Genomic DNA, 16,288 nt, shown 5'->3' with positions numbered 1-16,288 from the left:
CGTCCAAGCCCGCCCAGTCAACAGCACGAACGCCATGCCTCCAGCGCCCGCCGAACCGCCCGGCTCCTCATCCGTTAGTTTGCCGAAACACCCCGCCTTTCAACGTTTCTGGTGCACTCGCATCCTCTCGTCGCTGTCGTTCCAGATGCTCGCGGTGGCGATGGGTTGGCACATTTACGCGCTCACGCATAGCGCCTTCGCACTCGGCCTCGTCGGCCTCGCGCAATTTCTGCCGATGTTCGTGCTGACGCTCGTCGTCGGCCAGGTCGCCGACCGTTACGACCGCCGCCGTATCGCGGCCATCTGCCAAAGCCTCGAAAGCGTCGCTGCGTTGTTATTCGCTGTCGGCACCTTCGGCGGCTGGATCAGCGCACCCATGATTTATGTGCTGGCCGCATGCGTCGGCGCGGCGCGCGCCTTCGAATCGCCAGCGGTCGCTTCGCTGTTGCCGGGCGTCGTGCCGCGCGGGCAGTTGCCCAAAGCGACGGCATGGGCCACTTCGGCGAATCAGACCGCGCAGATCGCGGGCCCGGCGTTGGGCGGTCTGCTCTACGGCATCGGCCCCGGCGCGGCCTATCTCGCCTGTACGCTGTCATTCGCGGCTGCGGCCGCAGCCGTGTCGGGCATCTCGCTACAGGCGAAGCCGGCAAACCGCGCGCCCGTCACGCTTGAATCGGTGTTCTCGGGCATTGCCTTCATTCGCCGCGAACCGGTGATTCTCGGCGCGTTGTCGCTCGATCTGTTCGCCGTGCTGTTCGGCGGTGCGACCGCGCTGTTGCCGATCTTCGCGCGCGATATCCTGCACACGGGGCCGCTCGGACTCGGCCTGTTGCGTTCGGGCACCGCCATCGGCGCACTCGCGGGCACTATCTGGCTCGCGCATTTCCCGCTGCGCAACCGGCCGGGCGCGGCGATGTTCGGCGGCGTGATCGCGTTCGGCGCGGCCACGGTCGTATTCGGTCTATCGCATCAATTTCTCGCGTCGCTCGTCGCGCTGATGGTGCTCGGCGCCTCCGACACCATCAGCGTGGTCGTGCGTCTGTCGCTCGTGCAGCTGCGCACACCGGAAGAAATGCTCGGACGCGTCAGCGCGGTCAACTCGCTTTTCATCGGGACGTCGAATCAATTGGGCGAATTTGAATCCGGCGTGACGGCGGGGTGGTGGGGCGCGCAACCGGCCGTGCTGGTGGGCGGCGTGGCGACCATCGCGGTCGCCTTGCTCTGGATGCGCTTCTTCCCGGAACTCAGACGCACGCGCTCGCTGGAGCGCGAAGAGGATCTGGCGCCGAGCCGTTGACCGACGCAGCACCCTGCTTCAGGCCTGCGCTGCGCTCACGCGCAGCGCGGTCCATCGCACCGTCGCCAGAATCGATGCCGCGACGATCAATGCCCCGCCGACCCACGCGGTCACCGAAATTCGCTCGCCCAACCAGATGCAGGCAAACAATGCCCCGAACGCCGGTTCGCTGCCCATCAGCAGCGAGACGCGCGTCGGGCTGCTGCGCTTGATCGCGAAGTTCTGCGCGAAGAACGCGAACAGCGTGCACGCGATCACCAGATAGCCGACATAGCCCCAGAACGCCGCATGATCCGCAATCGAAGGCACGGGTTGCCACTGCTGCGGCGCGAACAGCCAGGCGGCCGCGGCGCTGCCGAATGCCACCACGCCAGACTGAACCGCTGTCACCGACAGCGGCGGCAGCGCCGAATCGCGCATCACGCGTTTGGTCACACACACCGTCAACGCGCGCAGCAGCGCGGCAAGCAGAATCAGCGCGTCGCCGGGATTGAGGCTCAGTTCACCGTCGCCGGCGAGCAGCCATGCGCCCAGCAGCGAAAGCGCCACCGCCAGCCATTCGATGCGGCTCGGCCTGCGCTTGAGAAGCAACCATTCGACGAGCGGCGTCAACACCACGCACAAGCTGATCAGAAACGCGGCGTTGGCCGCGCGCGTCATCAGGATGCCGAAGGTTTCGCAGAGAAAGATGCCGAGCAGCAGCGCGCCGGCGACCAGCACGCCGCGCATCGTGCGGGCGTCGGCCGCGCGCAGGTGACGCAGGGCAGGCGACAGGATCACGAAAGTGATACCGAAGCGCAGCGCGAGCAAACCCAGCACCGGATAAAACACCAGTGCGCTTTTGACGACGCCGTAACTGGTGCCCCACACGACGGCGACGGCGAGCAGCATCAGATCGGACAACATGAGCAGGCGTTCTTGTTTCGACATGGACGACCTCGAGCTAATAAGGCTGTATTGTCGAACTTTGCGTCAAGAGTGATAATCGGGTCTCGGCGCACAGCATTTATGTCGAAAACGCATCAATTCATGACGCACTCAGGGACCCGGAACGATGACCCCAAGCGAGCTTTTCGCCTTGCTGCCGGACATGGCGGTTTTTGCGCGCGTCGTTGACGCCGGCAACTTCTCGGTGGCGGCGCGGCAACTCGGCAGCACGCCGTCCACGGTCAGCCGTCAGATCAAGCGGCTCGAAGACGCGCTGGCAAGCCGGTTGCTGGAGCGTTCCACGCGCACGGTGCGGGTGACGGAATCGGGCGCTCAGGTGGTGCGATTCTGTCGCGACATGGTGAGCGCCGCGTCGGGCGCGGTCGACGCCGCCGGGCAATTGGCGGGCAGGCCGCAAGGCAAGGTGAGCGTGAGCGCGCCGACCCAGTTCGCGAGGTCGGTGATCCACCCGCTGATTGCCGGCTTCTTGCGCGCTTACGACGAAGTGGATCTGCAACTCCTGTTCACCGATCACGACGTCGACCCGCTCGCCGACGATGTCGATCTGGTGATCCGCCTGACCGAGCATCCACCGCAGGGACTCGCGGGGCGCCGGTTGGGCGCGGTGCGCTGGCTGCTGGTGGCGACGCCGGCGTATTTGCGTGAGCGCGGCGCACCGGCGCAGCCACGCGATCTGCAGAAGCACGCCTGCATTTACCTCGGCGAGACCGCCGACGACAACCGCTGGCGCTTTCGTCGCGGCACGGAGACACAGAGCGTCGACGTGAAGGGTCGCTACATCGCCAATCATGCCGGCGCGCGACTCGAAGCCGCGCTGCAGGATTTCGGCATAGCGTGTGTACCGGAATTTGCAGCCGTTGAATCGCTGCAGAGCGGCGAACTCGTGCAGGTGCTGCCCGACTGGAATCTCGAAGCGCGCGCCTACGTCGGTTCGGTGTGGCTGCTGTATCCACCGAATCGTTTCTTGCCGCCGAAGGTGAGGGCATTGATCGACTACCTCGTCGAGCATCTTCACGACACGCTCGATACCGCATGAGAACCACCGGGCGCGAGACGAAAGTGGAATCGCCCGCGCACTTCATGATTCAATGCAGTCCCAGTGATTCGATCGATGACGAGGAGAACCAGCATGAGCACGCGCGAAACCGGGCCGATTGCGGCGACTGTTTACCGTGGCGCTTCGATTGAGAACACGCATGTGGCGCACGTCGCGGTGGTCGACGCGAGCGGCCGCCTATTGGCGTCGTTTGGCGATCCGTCACGCGTAACGCTGGCGCGTTCCGCGGCGAAGCCCGCACAAGCGCTGGCGGTGTTGGAGACCGGCGCACTGGAGCGTTTCGGTTTCGACGAAGCCGACCTTGCGCTGATGTGCGGCTCGCACAGTAGCGAAGCGCGCCACATCGAACGCACGCGCCAGATGCTGGCCAAGGCGCAGGCGAGCGAAGCCGATTTGCGCTGCGGCGGCCATCCGCCGTTATCCGACGCCGTCTACATCGACTGGCTCAAACGCGACTTCAAACCGGGCGGCGTATGCAGCAACTGCTCCGGCAAACACGCGGGCATGCTTGCCGGCGCGCAATCGATCGGCGCATCGATGGAGGGTTATGAGCGGCCCGATCACCCGATGCAGGTGCGCGTAAAACACACGGTCGCGGACGTCTGCGATTTACCCGACGAAGCGGTGCAATGGGCGACAGACGGCTGCAATCTACCGACACCGGCTTTTCCGCTCGACCGCCTTGCACGCCTGTTTGCGAAACTGGCCGCCGCACAAGACGACGTATCGTCGAACGCACAGTCCGTCACAGCGCGCACGACGGCGCTCGCCCGAATCTACCGCGCGATGACAACGTATCCCGAATGGGTAGCGGGCGAGGGCCGTTTCTGCACGCAGCTGATGCGGGCTTTTGACGGCGCGCTGGTCGGCAAGGTTGGCGCGGACGGCAGCTACGCGATAGGCGTCCGTACATCGGAGCAGACAAAGAAGGCGGGGGCGCAAGGCGCGTTGGGCCTCGCGATAAAAATCGAGGATGGTAACGTCGGCATACTGTACGCGCTAGTCGCGGAAGTACTCGCGTTACTGGACATCGGAACGCTGGAGCAACGAGCGAAACTCGCGGCGTTCCACGCCCCGAAGATGTTGAACACAATGGGCATCCAAACGAGCCGAATAGCGTACTCGGTCGCACTCACCCGCGCACCGAACGCCGCCGCTCGCTGAACGACCGCAACGGCGCGCGCAGCGCCGCCGGAAGAATGACGCCCTTGTCACTGAGGCGGAATGTGCGAGAGCACAGATTCCAGATGCACCACTACCGCGGCTGCGCGGGGGACCCGCTTATGGGCTGGCGGTGTAAAGCCGCTTTCTTTGCCTACTTTCTTTGCGGCAGGCAAAGAAAGTAGGTGCCGCCCCGCACAGGGGCAACGCCAATAGACCACAAAGAACTCAAGGAAAGGCCAACAAAACTTAGGAAAACAGACAAAAAACCCCACTCAAGCAGCAACCCCACAACCCACAACCCCAACCGCATTCCGAATAGCATTCGCCAACTCCGCCGCAGCAAACTTCGCCACATACCCATTAGCCCCAGCATTCTTCACATGCGCCTCATTAGCAGCGCCAGTAAGAGAAGAATGAATAATGACCGGAATATCCCGCATCCGCTCATCAGCCTTGATCTGCCGCGTGAGCATAAACCCATCCATCTCAGGCATCTCAAGATCCGTCAAAACAAGCGCAATGCTATCCTTGACACGAGTCCCATTAGCCTGCGCCTCACGCGCAACCTGCTGCAGGGTATTCCAAGCCTCTTCTCCGGTCTTGGTCATCACATAATCCGCGCCGATAGCACTCAAAGCCTGCTCAATAAGCTTCCGGGCAAACCCGGAATCATCCGCGGCAAGAATCTTCGCCCCGCGCGGAATCCCCAACGCATCACCAACCGAAGTCGGATCCACACTAGGATGCTGTGACGGAAACACATCCCGCAAAACCTGCTCCACATCGATCACTTGCGCCAACCGCGAATCGCCGGTATTCCCATCGATCCGCGCAATGCTGGTAACCAGATTGCCCCCAGCCGCACCTTCGGCGGACAACACCTGATTCCACTCCAGCCGCACAATATCGTCGACCTCTTCAACCGCAAACGCCTGGGTCGATCGCGCAAACTCCGTCACCAGCAAAATATTCAGCCCGCGCGTGGGCTCGCACCCCATCAGCCGCGGCAAGTCGATTACGGGAATGATCTGGCCGCGAATATCCACCGCGCCCATCACGAACGGCGACGAGCCGGCGATCGGCGTAACCGTGGGCATCGTCGAGATTTCCCGCACCTTGAAGACGTTGATGCCATAAAGCTCGTGCGCGTCGCTGCCGGGCACCGAGCCCAGGCGGTACAGCAACAACTCGAACTTGTTGGAACTCGTCAGATTGCTGCGTTCATCGTTCGCGCGGTTTTCTACTGCCATCGAATCTCTCCAGGATTGCGGTGCGTGTGATGCGCCATCCAACCGTGTCGTTCGATGCTGGCGCGCGCCCTACCTTTCTGTTATCGGCGCGGCGGACGGAAAGTTCAGCGATTCGGCACGGTTTTCCTTACATCCTCTGGTTAACACGCAACCGATATCGAGGACGCGAGGCGGCACGAACACATTGGCCGCAATACAGGCCTGTCAAGGCATTGATATGAAGGTTACCTGCCGTTACAGAAGCGACAGCGTCGTATCACATGCCGCACGGCGCGCCTCATAGAATTCACAGCGATTAAAGCGTGGCGCCGTCAGCGGCCCGCAAGCTGACTGCAAGGAAAGCACGTAGTCGGCCCGACGCCTGAGGCGCACACGCATCGCCGTCGTTTCGCTTCCACCCCAAGGAGAACGTATGATCCGCTTGCCTCTCGCCACTATCACCAGCGCCTGCATGGCTGGACTGCTCGTCGTCGCCGGCGCGGCCAACGCTCAAACAACGCCTGCGGCACCGGCGGCCGCTGCGGCAGACGCCGGCCGTCTGCATGCCGCCGACCAGACGTTCATCGCGGACGGCACCAAGGCCATCGCGACGCAACGCGACGCCGCGCGCATCGCGACCTCGCGCTCTACCGACCGCGACGTCAAGGCCTTCGCGGAGCGCGTCTCGACTGACAACGCGAAAATCTCCGACGCACTGCGCGCGGCAAGCCCACGCGGCGTCGACGTGCCGAAGAACGATCCCGACGCAGCTGTGCTCGCGAGCATCAACAATCTGCGTGGCGCCGATTTCGACAAGGCGTATATCGAACAGGTCGCGCTCGCCGGCGAACAGAAAGCGCTGTCAGCATTCCAGGCGGAAATCGCGTCGGGCCGCGACGAGCAGTTGAAGGATGCGGCGAAGAAGGCATTGCCGACGATCCAGGAACACTACGCCATGGCGCAGGATCTCGCCAAGCGTAAGCACCTGCCGACCGCGCAGTAAGCGGTTGAACGCGCGTCACGTTGCGGCGTGACGCGCGGCCGTCCGGATGCGTGGTTTTCGGCGATAATCGGCTTCGCTCTTTCGAGTCCGCTGCGCGCCTGGTCTTGCGCGGCGCCCGCAACCCGAAAGCTCCCTCGATTTTCACGCGCATTCGATCGAAGCTCTCCGCATGAGCAAGCCCGCCAATCTGCCGCAACAGCTGGACCATATGCTTCGGCAAGCCGTCGCGCTTCAGCAGAACGGCGCGTTTGCCGAGGCCGAAGAACTCTACCGCGAGATTCTCGAACTCAAGCCCCGTCATTTCGACGCGCTGCAATTGCTCGGCGCGTTGGCGCTGCAAGCGGGCCGCCTGCAAGAGGGTGTCGACTTGCTCAGAAAAGCGCTTGCCATCAATGCGAAACAGGCGCCGCTTCATTCGAATCTCGCCTATGCGTTGAACGCCTTGCAGCGTTTCGACGAAGCCCTCGCCAGCGCCGATCGCGCACTGGCTTTACAGCCGCAATTCCCCGACGCCCTGAATAACCGCGGCAACGCGCAAGCCGGCTTAAATCGTCCGCTCGATGCGCTCGGCAGTTTCGATCGCGCGATTGCACTGACGCCGGATTTCGCGCAGGCCTGGAACAATCGCGCGTGCGTGCTGCGCGATCTCGGCCGTCCCGCCGATGCGCTCGCAAGCTGCGATCACGCGCTCGCGCTGCAACCGAATTATCCCGACGCGTGGAGCAATCGCGGCAATGCGTTCAGCGACCTGAATCAGCCGGAGGAAGCGGAACGCTGCTACCGTCGCGCGCTGGAATTGTCGCCGGTATTCGCCGATGCCTGGAACAACCTCGGCCTCACGCAGATCGATCTCAACCAGCACGCGCTCGCGCTCGTGAGTTACGAACGCGCACTGGCCGTGAATCCTGATGCTGCGGAAACGCATTGGAACGAAGCACTGTGCCTGCTGCAAATGGGACAGTTCGAAGCCGGCTGGCAGAAGTATGAATGGCGCTGGGAGCGCAGCCGCATCAAGGCAAGCCGGCGCAGTTTTGCGCAGCCGCTGTGGCTCGGCGATTTTTCGATCGACGGCAAGACGATTCTGTTGCACGCCGAGCAGGGTCTCGGCGACACGCTGCAGTTCTGCCGCTATGCCGCGCAGGTGTCGAAACTCGGCGCGAAGGTCGTGCTCGAAGTGCCGCGCGAGTTGATGCGTCTCATGGCCACGCTCGACGGCGTGGACCAGTTGATCGAAGCCGGCCAAACGCTGCCGTCGTTCGATTGTCACTGCCCGCTGCTGAGTTTGCCGCTCGCCTTCAGGACCGGCCTCGACAGCATTCCATCGGCAACGCCCTATCTTTTCGCAGACGTCGTGGCAGCTCGCCAATGGCGCGACCGCCTTCACGCGCAAGCAGACACGCGCCTCAAAGTCGGACTCGTGTGGGCCGGCGGAAACCGTCCGCATGTCGCGGAACTGCGCAAGAACGATGCGCGCCGTTCGATCGCTTTCGCGCAACTCACGCCGCTTCTCGACGTGCCGAACGTGCAGTTCTTCAGCCTGCAAAAAGGGCTGGCGGCGCGGCAACTCGACAGCGCCGCGCGGGGCGAACATGTGCTCGATTACACGGAAGAACTCGACGACTTCGCGGACACCGCGGCATTGGTGGCGAACCTCGATCTGGTGATTTCCGTGGACACGTCCACCGCGCATCTGGCTGGCGCACTCGACAAACCGGTCTGGATTCTGAACCGCTTCGACACCTGCTGGCGGTGGATGCTGGAGCGTACCGATACGCCGTGGTATCCGCGTGCCCGCCTGTTCAGACAGCCGGCGCTCGGCGATTGGGACAGTGTGATGCAGGCCGCGCGTGATGCGCTGAACGCATGGGCAGCGGGCGCGGCGCATTCACGATAAAGACCCCGTTCGCACCCGCCACGATCCCGGCGCGCCGGCCGACGCGATTGCTCTGACGCGCGTAGACTGAACGTCCGTTTATCGACGGCTAAGCCATGGGGAGTCATCAATGGAATACAGACATCTGGGTGCGTCCGGTTTCAAGGTGCCGGTGCTGAGTTTCGGCACGGGCACGTTCGGCGGCAAGGGCGAATTCTTTCAGGCGTGGGGCGCGACCGACGTCGCCGAAGCGCGGCGTCTGCTCGACATCTGCTTCGATGCCGGCGTCACCATGTTCGACACCGCGGACATCTATTCGACCGGCGCGTCCGAGTCGGTGCTCGGCGAGGCGCTCAAGGGCAAGCGCGACAAGGCGATCATCTCGACCAAGGCGACCTTCCGTTTCGACGACGGCCCGAACAGCGTCGGCTCGTCGCGTTTCCATCTGATCCGGGCCGTGGACTCGGCGCTCAAGCGCCTGCAGACTGATTACATCGATCTGTTCCAGTTGCACGGCTTCGACGCCAGAACGCCGATCGCCGAAGTTATGTCCACATTCGACGATCTGGTGCGCGCGGGCAAGATCCGCTACACCGGTGTGTCGAATTTTTCCGGCTGGCATCTGATGAAATCACAGGACGTGGCGGATCGCTACGGCTATCCGCGCTATGTCGCGAATCAGACCTACTATTCGCTGGTTGGCCGCGATTACGAGTGGGAGTTGATGCCGCTCGGCGTCGATCAAGGCGTGGGCGCGGTGGTGTGGAGTCCGCTCGGCTGGGGGCGTCTCACCGGCAAGATCAAGCGTGGCCAGCCGCTGCCCGATTCGAGCCGCCTGCATAAAACCGCCGGCATGGGACCGCCGGTGCCGGACGAATATCTGTTCCGCGTGCTCGATGCGATCGATGAGATCGCGGCGGAAACCGGCAAGACCGTGCCGCAGATTGCGCTGAACTGGCTGCTGCAGCGGCCGACAGTGTCGACCGTGCTGATCGGTGCGCGCAACGAGGAACAGTTGCGGCAGAACCTCGGCGCGGTGGGCTGGAATCTGACGCCCGAGCAGGTGGCGAAGCTCGACGAGGCGAGCGCCGTGCGTCCCGCTTATCCATACTGGCATCAGGAAGGATTCGTGGAGCGCAATCCGAAGGCGGTGTAAGCGGGCCTTCGCCCGAAGGCACGCTGGCTGAACATGCCGAGTTCGAGCGGATGCAACTGGATGCCCTGCGCTTTCGCGAACTCGCGCATCGTCGCGTAGACGATATGTCCGGTTTCGGTCAGCGACTGTGCGCTGAGGTTGCCGACACCCGTAGCGGCGCCCGTCACGAAGATGATCTGCTTCTGCATTTTTCTTCTCCGATCGATGAGAGTGGGGCGGCTCGTCGGAGCACGCCCAGACAAAACGTATCGAGCGCGTCAGGCAATGCCGCCGTTGGCGCGCAGAATCTGGCCGTTGACCCAGCCCGCGTCCGGGCCGGCGAGGAACGCCACCACCGACGCGATGTCGTCCGGCTGGCCGAGGCGTTGCAGCGGCGGCATCTTCGCGAAGGTCTGAATCTGTTCTTCGGTCTTGCCGTCGAGAAACAGCGACGTCGCGATCGGACCCGGCGCCACGGCATTGACGGTGATGTCGCGGCCGCGCAGCTCCTTGGCGAACACATGCGTGAATGCCTCGACGGCTGCCTTCGTCGCGTTGTAGATCGCATAGCCCGGCATGTTGAGCGCCAGCGTGGTGCTCGAAAAATTGACGATACGGCCGCCGTCGTTCAGGCGCACCGCAGCTTCGCGCAAGGTGTTGAAGGTGCCGCGCACGTTGATGTCGAAGGTCTGGTCGAAGAGCGCGTCGCTGGTGTCGGCGAGCGGCACGGTCTTGAGCACGCCCGCGTTGTTGACCAGCACATCCACCTTGCCGAGCTGCTGTTCAGTGAGTTCGAACAGGCGGCGCACGTCGTCGGCGTTCGATACGTCGGCCTTCACCGCGATGGCTTTGGTGCCCGCCGCCGTGAGTTCGGCGACGAGCCGATCGGCTTCGGCCGAACTGGATGCGTAATTGACCGCAACGGCGAAACCGTCCTTGGCCAGACGTTGAGCAACTGCTGCGCCGATGCCGCGCGATGCGCCGGTGACGATTGCAACCCGAGCGTTGTTGAGCATGTTCACGATTCGCTTCCTTGAGTCCGATGAGTGGGTGAGATAAATCATGGACGTTTTCGTCGCATGGATAATCAGGTTAAACTGGGTATCACCATTCCATTTACTTTAACAATAGGCGCGTCGGCCGTCCGACCGGCGCCACACGCAGGCAACAACAGGCAGCGACCATGGATCGTTTCGAGGAAATGCGGGTTTTCATCCGGATCGCCGAGCGGCAAAGCTTCACGCGCGCCTCGGACGATCTGCAGATCCCGCGCGCCACCGTCACCAACCTGATGAAGCGCATGGAGCAGCGGCTCGGCGCGCGGCTGCTCGAACGCACTACGCGCACGGTGCGTCTCACGCACGACGGCGAGGCGTACTACCGCCGCTGCGTGCGTCTCATTGCCGACATGGAAGAGGCCGAGGGCTCGTTTTCGAACCTCGCGCCGAAGGGATTGTTGCGGGTGAATTTGCAGGGCACGCTGGCGCGGCATTTCGTGGTGCCTGCGCTGCCGGCGTTTCTCGCGCGCTTTCCGGGCATCGAACTGAGCATCGGCGAAGACGACCGGCTCGTCGATCTGGTGCGGGAAGGCGTGGACTGCGTGTTGCGCGCGGGCAATCTGCAGGATTCGTCGATGGTGGGGCGCCGCGTCGCGCAACTGGCGCAAGTGACGGTCGCGAGTCCGGCGTATCTCGCCGCGTTTGGCGAGCCGGCCGAGCCCTCGGCGCTGTCCACGCATCGGGCGGTCAACTACGTGTCGAGTGCGACCGGCAAGGCCGTGCCGCTCGAATTCAGCGTGGCGGGCCGCGAGGTGGCGATGGTCCTGCCGTCGGCGGTATCGGTGAGCGGCACCGAGCTCTACACCGGCTCGGCGCTCGCCGGGCTCGGCATCGTGCAGGTGCCGCAATACCGGGTGGCGGCCGAACTGGCGGCGGGGCGGCTGAAAATCATCCTTGCGGACTTTCCGCCGCCGCCCATGCCGGTGTCCGTGCTGTATCCGCAGAACCGTCAGTTGTCGTCGCGGGTGAGGGTGTTCGCGCAGTGGCTGCGCGATATTTTCGAAGCGGCTGCGGCGACGTCGGGCGGCGCGCTGTGAAGGCGCTCGCTTAGGCGGCCGTGCGGCGCGGAGAAATCCTGAACCGGGCCGAGCGGCACGATGCCGGTCGGGTTGATGCCGCGATGGCTCTCGTAATAATGCTGTTTGATATGCGCGAAATCGACCGTCTGCGCAATGCCGGGCAACTGGTAGATGTCGCGCGTGTAGGCGGACAGATTCGGGTAATCGGCGATGCGGCGCAGATTGCACTTGAAGTGGCCGACATACACGGCGTCGAAGCGGATGAGTGTCGTGAACAGCCGGATATCGGCTTCGGTGAGTTGCGCGCCAGTCAGATAGCGCTGTGTCGCGAGTTGCGCTTCGAGCCAGTCGAGCGTTTCGAACAGCGGCGTGACGGCTTCTTCGTAGGCTTGCTGCGTGGTGGAAAAGCCTGCCTTGTAGACGCCATTGTTCAGCGTGTCGTAAACGCGCGCGTTGATCGCGTCGATTTGCGGACGCAACGGCGCCGGATAAAAATCGCCGGGCTTCGCGCCGATGCCGTCGAACGCCGAATTCAGCATGCGAATGATTTCCGACGATTCGTTGCTGACGATCGTGGCCCGTTGCTTGTCCCACAGGATCGGCACCGTGACGCGGCCGCTGTAGTGAGGATCGGCAGCGGTATAGACCTGGTGGAGCAGCTTTGCGTGATTGACGCTGTCGAGCACGACGCCGGGGCCGTCCGCGAAGGTCCAGCCGTTCTCCAGCATCAGCCAGTGCACGACCGAGACGTCGATCATTGCTTCGAGGCCCTTGAGCGCCCGCATGATCAAGGTGCGATGCGCCCACGGGCAGGCGAGGCTCACGTACAAGTGGTAGCGTCCCGCTTGCGCTTCGAAGCCGCCGCTGCCGCTCGGACCCGGCGAGCCGTCGGCGGTGACCCAGTTGCGGAACGCCGCGTCCTTGCGCACGAAACGGCCTCCGGTCGAGTGGGTGTCGTACCAGCGGTCCTGCCATTTCCCGTCCACCAAAAGTCCCATGTCGCTGCTCCTTGTGCGTGCGCGTCGGCGTGCTACGACCGTGCGCAATGAATGTTCCAGACGCGGCGCCGGCGGCGTTTGCAGTGACTCGTCGGCGGCTCGTGCGGCTTTTCCGAAAGCTTACGCGGACTGTATTTGCCGCCGACACTGCCGTCATATCACCATAGTGGACTGGCATCGACGCTTTGCCGTACCATCATTTCGTCGAACTCGTTCGAAGGAATGGAACATGTTGTCGGAAGACGAACTGGCTTTGCTCGACGCGATTCGCGAGACCGGCAGCCTGTCGCGCGCGGCGGCGCGCCTCGGCAAGGCGCCGTCCACGGTCTCGCACGCCGCCCGGCAACTGGAGACGCGCTTCGACGCGCTGCTGTTCGACCGGCGCCGCTACCGCTTGCAACTCACGCCCGCCGGCCAGCTTCTCGCGGATGAAGCCGCGCGTCTGATGCTCGACATGTCGCGCATGACGCAGCGCGTGAAGCAGATCGCGAGCGGCTGGGAAGACCGTCTCTGGATCGTCACGGACGAGATCATCGAATTCGAACTACTGATGCCGGTGGTGCGCACATTCGATGCGCTGAACTCCGGCGTCAAGCTGCGCTTTACGCACGAAGTCTTGAGCGGCACCTGGGAGGCGCTGCGCGACGGCCGCGCGGATCTGATCGTGGGCGCAACCAATGAGCCGCCGGCGATTCCCGGCCTGCGCTGGTTCGAACTCGGCGTGATGGAATGGGTGTTCGCGGTGTCGCCGCGCCATCCGTTAGCGGCCGTCGAGGGACCGCTCGGCCGTGAGCGAATCCTCGAACATCGCGCGGTGGTGGTGGCGGATTCATCGCGTGCGACGGCGGGGCGTGCTTATGGTTTGATCGGCGGACAGGCGTCGCTGGCCGTGCCGTCGATGCGCGCAAAAATCCTCGCGCAGCGCGACGGCCTGGGCGTGGGCTGGTTGCCGCGTCAGCGCGTCGCGTCGCTATTGAAGCAGGGCGATCTGATCGAAAAGGCCACGGCCGATCCGCGCGAACCGAACGTGCTGTACGTTGCGTGGCGCGGCGATCATGAAGGGCGCGCATTGCAGTGGTGGCTCGAACAGTTGCGGCAACCGCGGCTGGCGAAGCGCCTCGTGCGCGGTGTCGATATGACGATCGGCGCCTGACGCTCACGCCGTTGGTTCGCGCCGGAGCGGCGTTTTTATGCAGCCACAGCCGCGTCTCGTGGGATCATACGCGCCGTGCTGGGCGATTCTGCTTTCCGCACGGTACGCAACAAGAGGAGCAGGGCGATGATCGATGGACTGGTGGGCGGGCGGTTGTACGGCGAGGCGCAGATTCGCACGGGGCAGAACGGCAGGCGTTTCGTGACCTGCAAGGTGCGCGCGGCCACCAACGACGGCGACACGATTTTCGTCAACGTAATCGCTTTCGACGACGACGTGCAAACCGCGCTGCTCGCGTTGAGCGACGCGGACAGTGTGGCGCTGAGCGGCACCTTGACGCCGAAAGTCTGGACCGACAAGAACGGGCTCGTCAAACCGGCCGTGGACATGGTCGCCCACAAGCTGCTGACGGCTTACGAAGGCCGCCGCGAAGCGGATGAATGAGCGCTGCCCGGCGGCTTGCCGCCGGCGCCCCTGAGATACTCGACGAAGCGGTCCGCCACAGGTTCCGCGTCGCCGCTCCCACGCACTGCGCGATGATCAGATCGGGAACACGAGGTAATTCGTCGGTCGTGGTTAACCCCACGTCATAGTCCGCCCACATAATGTCATCCTCAACCGCGCAAAAGCCGCCTACCATCAAGGCGGGCGGCAAAAAAAACGTCGGGGGGAAGTCATCATGAATCGCTATCGTTCGCTGGGCGTAGTGACGGGCGCGGCGCAGTTCGCCAGCGCCGATGTTCTGTGCCGCTTGACCGCAGCCTGGGACCGGCCAGGCGCGGCGCGGCCCTACGATCTGATTCTCGAGCAGCGGTCCTGGCATGGGCCGGCCTGGCAGAGCGAAGCTAACGCCCAGTTCAAGATTCACGTGTTCGACACCATGCGCGCGTTTGAAAAGCGCGGCGTCGAGGCAATCGTGCTGCCGTGTTTCCTGAGCCATACCTTCATTGATGAACTCTCGGCGAACGTCGCCGTGCCGGTCGCAAACATCATGACGGCGCTGTCGGCGCACGTGCGCCAGGCGTTTCCGTCGGTGCGGCGGATCGGGGTGCTGACTTCGGACGCCATCCGCAATAACGGTCTTTTCGAGCGTTATTTCGACGCCACGCGGTTCGACGTGCTGCATCCACGCAACGAGGCGGGCGTCGATTGCGTGACGAACGCCGTCTATGGCGATGAAGGCATCCGCAACGGCCGTCTCCATGGACGCCCGGTCGAGTTGCTGCACGCGGCGTGCGCGGACCTCATCGCACAGGGCGCGGAAATCATCCTGCCGGGCCTTGCTGAAATCGCGCTGGTCGCGCGCGCGCTCGGCCGACTCGACGTGCCGCTCATCGACGCCAATCTCGTCTACGCGCGCTACGTCGCGGCAGCGCAGTTTTCGCAGCACGAGCGGCGCTTCAAGGTGGGCGTGCTGGGCGGCGTCGGGCCGGCGGCGACGGTCGACTTTCTGGGCAAGCTGGTGCGCAATACACCCGCCGCGTGCGATCAGGACCACATCAAGATCATGGTCGAGCAGAATCCGCAGATTCCGGATCGCACCGCCGCGCTGCTCGGTAACGGGGACGACCCGACGCTCGCACTGTATGCCGCCTGCAAGACGCTCGAGGACGGTGGCGCGGATCTCATCGCGATTCCGTGCAATACGGCGCATGCGTTCGTCGAGCGGATCCAGCCGTCGCTCAGTATTCCGATTGTAAATATGCTGACCTGTACCGTGGATTATCTGCACGAGAGCTTTCCGGGGCTGCGTGAAATCGGCGTGCTCGCCACTTCAGGGACGCTGGCGAGCCGCGTCTATGAACGGTCGCTTGAAGCGCGGGGGCTCGTGCAGGTTGCGCCCGGCGAGGCGGCGCAGGCGCGGCTGATGAATGCCGTCTATGGGCCGAAAGGCGCGAAGGCGGGCTTCACGTCGGGCGAGTGTTGCGACGATCTCGCCGCTGCCGTCGACGATCTGGTTGCGCAAGGCGTGCGGGTGATCGTGCTGGGCTGTACCGAGTTGCCGCTGTTGCTGCGCGATGCGACGCTGGCATGCGCGGGTGGCCTGGTCGTCAGGCTGGTCGATCCGACCGAGGTGCTGGCCAGGCGGTGCGTGGCGTATGCGCTTGGGGAAAGCGGTGCGCTGGATTCGACGCCGCCGGCTGCGATGCCGTCAGTGGGCCGATCCGCGCGGAAAGCGTTTGCCGTCAGCCGCGACGCGCTCGTCGCGACCTCTCGCAGGCTCGCAAAAGCCTAGCGCGACAGCGGCCCTCACTCCCACGCCGCTTCGAGCGGCTCTAAACCCTTCTCGTCCCGATCGGCACAACGCTTGCTGCCCTGCTCAGCGGCGCGCGTTTTTCGCCGCCGGCCACCGC

The 16,288-nt window shown here is 63.9% G+C and carries 15 protein-coding genes; 10 read left to right on the top strand and 5 right to left on the bottom strand.

Annotated features, from left to right (window positions below; all coding sequences use genetic code 11):
- Nucleotides 1-34 precede the first annotated feature (34 nt).
- Nucleotides 35-1,297 carry an MFS transporter gene (locus B0G73_RS31270; protein ID WP_106285013.1) on the top strand — a complete coding sequence of 421 codons (1,263 nt, stop codon included), beginning with the start codon at nucleotides 35-37 and terminating at the stop codon, nucleotides 1,295-1,297.
- 18 nt (nucleotides 1,298-1,315) lie between these two features.
- Here B0G73_RS31270 and B0G73_RS31265 read toward each other — a convergent pair whose 3' ends face one another.
- Nucleotides 1,316-2,227: a DMT family transporter gene (locus tag B0G73_RS31265; RefSeq protein ID WP_106285012.1), complete on the bottom strand. Its 912-nt coding sequence runs from the start codon at nucleotides 2,225-2,227 to the stop codon at nucleotides 1,316-1,318.
- Between the two features lie 124 nt (nucleotides 2,228-2,351).
- Here B0G73_RS31265 and B0G73_RS31260 point away from each other — a divergent pair, with 124 nt between their 5' ends.
- On the top strand, nucleotides 2,352-3,281 hold the full coding sequence (locus B0G73_RS31260; protein ID WP_106285011.1) for a LysR family transcriptional regulator: 930 nt from the start codon (nucleotides 2,352-2,354) through the stop codon (nucleotides 3,279-3,281).
- Nucleotides 3,282-3,374: 93 nt separating this feature from the next.
- Nucleotides 3,375-4,466, top strand: coding sequence for an asparaginase (locus B0G73_RS31255; RefSeq protein ID WP_106285010.1), 1,092 nt, complete (start codon nucleotides 3,375-3,377; stop codon nucleotides 4,464-4,466).
- Between the two features lie 272 nt (nucleotides 4,467-4,738).
- Here B0G73_RS31255 and B0G73_RS31245 read toward each other — a convergent pair whose 3' ends face one another.
- A complete protein-coding gene (locus B0G73_RS31245; RefSeq protein ID WP_106285009.1) occupies nucleotides 4,739-5,716 on the bottom strand; it encodes a chemotaxis protein in 978 nt (325 codons plus the stop codon).
- A gap of 412 nt (nucleotides 5,717-6,128) precedes the next feature.
- Between B0G73_RS31245 and B0G73_RS31240 the strand changes: the two genes are divergently transcribed.
- From B0G73_RS31240 to B0G73_RS31230, 3 genes are all read left to right on the top strand, one after another.
- Nucleotides 6,129-6,698: a DUF4142 domain-containing protein gene (locus B0G73_RS31240; RefSeq protein WP_106285008.1), complete on the top strand. Its 570-nt coding sequence runs from the start codon at nucleotides 6,129-6,131 to the stop codon at nucleotides 6,696-6,698.
- A 169-nt stretch (nucleotides 6,699-6,867) separates the two neighbouring features.
- Nucleotides 6,868-8,592, top strand: coding sequence for a tetratricopeptide repeat protein (locus B0G73_RS31235; protein ID WP_106285007.1), 1,725 nt, complete (start codon nucleotides 6,868-6,870; stop codon nucleotides 8,590-8,592).
- A 109-nt stretch (nucleotides 8,593-8,701) separates the two neighbouring features.
- Nucleotides 8,702-9,727, top strand: a complete 1,026-nt coding sequence (locus tag B0G73_RS31230) for an aldo/keto reductase (protein ID WP_106285006.1) — start codon at nucleotides 8,702-8,704, stop codon at nucleotides 9,725-9,727.
- Here the strand turns inward: B0G73_RS31230 and B0G73_RS31225 are convergent.
- Together B0G73_RS31225 and B0G73_RS31220 are read right to left on the bottom strand one after the other, a co-directional pair.
- Nucleotides 9,688-9,915, bottom strand: a complete 228-nt coding sequence (locus B0G73_RS31225) for a hypothetical protein (RefSeq protein ID WP_106285005.1) — start codon at nucleotides 9,913-9,915, stop codon at nucleotides 9,688-9,690. The two genes, B0G73_RS31230 and B0G73_RS31225, sit on opposite strands and share 40 nt — an antisense overlap.
- A 69-nt stretch (nucleotides 9,916-9,984) precedes the next feature.
- On the bottom strand, nucleotides 9,985-10,722 hold the full coding sequence (locus B0G73_RS31220) for an SDR family oxidoreductase (RefSeq protein WP_374957042.1): 738 nt from the start codon (nucleotides 10,720-10,722) through the stop codon (nucleotides 9,985-9,987).
- Nucleotides 10,723-10,889: 167 nt separating this feature from the next.
- Here B0G73_RS31220 and B0G73_RS31215 point away from each other — a divergent pair, with 167 nt between their 5' ends.
- Nucleotides 10,890-11,801 carry a LysR family transcriptional regulator gene (locus tag B0G73_RS31215; protein WP_106285003.1) on the top strand — a complete coding sequence of 304 codons (912 nt, stop codon included), beginning with the start codon at nucleotides 10,890-10,892 and terminating at the stop codon, nucleotides 11,799-11,801.
- On the opposite strand, the gene B0G73_RS31210 is transcribed toward B0G73_RS31215, so the two are convergent.
- Entirely contained in the window at nucleotides 11,714-12,781 is a 1,068-nt protein-coding gene (locus tag B0G73_RS31210; protein WP_258194021.1) for a glutathione S-transferase family protein, read from the bottom strand. The genes B0G73_RS31215 and B0G73_RS31210 overlap by 88 nt on opposite strands.
- Before the next feature lie 229 nt (nucleotides 12,782-13,010).
- Here B0G73_RS31210 and B0G73_RS31205 point away from each other — a divergent pair, with 229 nt between their 5' ends.
- From B0G73_RS31205 to B0G73_RS31190, 3 genes are all read left to right on the top strand, one after another.
- Nucleotides 13,011-13,934: a LysR family transcriptional regulator gene (locus tag B0G73_RS31205; protein WP_106285002.1), complete on the top strand. Its 924-nt coding sequence runs from the start codon at nucleotides 13,011-13,013 to the stop codon at nucleotides 13,932-13,934.
- Between the two features lie 126 nt (nucleotides 13,935-14,060).
- Nucleotides 14,061-14,378: a single-stranded DNA-binding protein gene (locus B0G73_RS31200; RefSeq protein ID WP_106285001.1), complete on the top strand. Its 318-nt coding sequence runs from the start codon at nucleotides 14,061-14,063 to the stop codon at nucleotides 14,376-14,378.
- A 235-nt stretch (nucleotides 14,379-14,613) separates the two neighbouring features.
- A complete protein-coding gene (locus B0G73_RS31190) occupies nucleotides 14,614-16,170 on the top strand; it encodes an amino acid racemase (RefSeq protein ID WP_106285000.1) in 1,557 nt (518 codons plus the stop codon).
- The last annotated feature ends 118 nt before the right edge of the window (nucleotides 16,171-16,288 follow it).

The organism is Paraburkholderia sp. BL25I1N1 (assembly GCF_003002025.1).
Lineage (GTDB): Bacteria > Pseudomonadota > Gammaproteobacteria > Burkholderiales > Burkholderiaceae > Paraburkholderia.
Note: the sequence above shows the minus strand (reverse complement) of the source record. Positions and strands in the feature narration are given on the sequence as shown.

Bases quoted from the DNA above. Each gene is read 5' to 3' on its own strand.
- B0G73_RS31265 (WP_106285012.1), bottom strand. From the start codon at position 2,227: ATGTCGAAACAAGAACGCCTGCTCATGTTGTCCGATCTGATGCTGCTC.
- B0G73_RS31260 (WP_106285011.1), top strand. From the start codon at position 2,352: ATGACCCCAAGCGAGCTTTTCGCCTTGCTGCCGGACATGGCGGTTTTT.
- B0G73_RS31215 (WP_106285003.1), top strand. From the start codon at position 10,890: ATGGATCGTTTCGAGGAAATGCGGGTTTTCATCCGGATCGCCGAGCGG.
- B0G73_RS31270 (WP_106285013.1), top strand. From the start codon at position 35: ATGCCTCCAGCGCCCGCCGAACCGCCCGGCTCCTCATCCGTTAGTTTG.
- B0G73_RS31245 (WP_106285009.1), bottom strand. From the start codon at position 5,716: ATGGCAGTAGAAAACCGCGCGAACGATGAACGCAGCAATCTGACGAGT.
- B0G73_RS31220 (WP_374957042.1), bottom strand. From the start codon at position 10,722: ATGCTCAACAACGCTCGGGTTGCAATCGTCACCGGCGCATCGCGCGGC.
- B0G73_RS31235 (WP_106285007.1), top strand. From the start codon at position 6,868: ATGAGCAAGCCCGCCAATCTGCCGCAACAGCTGGACCATATGCTTCGG.
- B0G73_RS31230 (WP_106285006.1), top strand. From the start codon at position 8,702: ATGGAATACAGACATCTGGGTGCGTCCGGTTTCAAGGTGCCGGTGCTG.
- B0G73_RS31205 (WP_106285002.1), top strand. From the start codon at position 13,011: ATGTTGTCGGAAGACGAACTGGCTTTGCTCGACGCGATTCGCGAGACC.
- B0G73_RS31240 (WP_106285008.1), top strand. From the start codon at position 6,129: ATGATCCGCTTGCCTCTCGCCACTATCACCAGCGCCTGCATGGCTGGA.
- B0G73_RS31255 (WP_106285010.1), top strand. From the start codon at position 3,375: ATGAGCACGCGCGAAACCGGGCCGATTGCGGCGACTGTTTACCGTGGC.
- B0G73_RS31200 (WP_106285001.1), top strand. From the start codon at position 14,061: ATGATCGATGGACTGGTGGGCGGGCGGTTGTACGGCGAGGCGCAGATT.
- B0G73_RS31225 (WP_106285005.1), bottom strand. From the start codon at position 9,915: ATGCAGAAGCAGATCATCTTCGTGACGGGCGCCGCTACGGGTGTCGGC.
- B0G73_RS31210 (WP_258194021.1), bottom strand. From the start codon at position 12,781: ATGGGACTTTTGGTGGACGGGAAATGGCAGGACCGCTGGTACGACACC.
- B0G73_RS31190 (WP_106285000.1), top strand. From the start codon at position 14,614: ATGAATCGCTATCGTTCGCTGGGCGTAGTGACGGGCGCGGCGCAGTTC.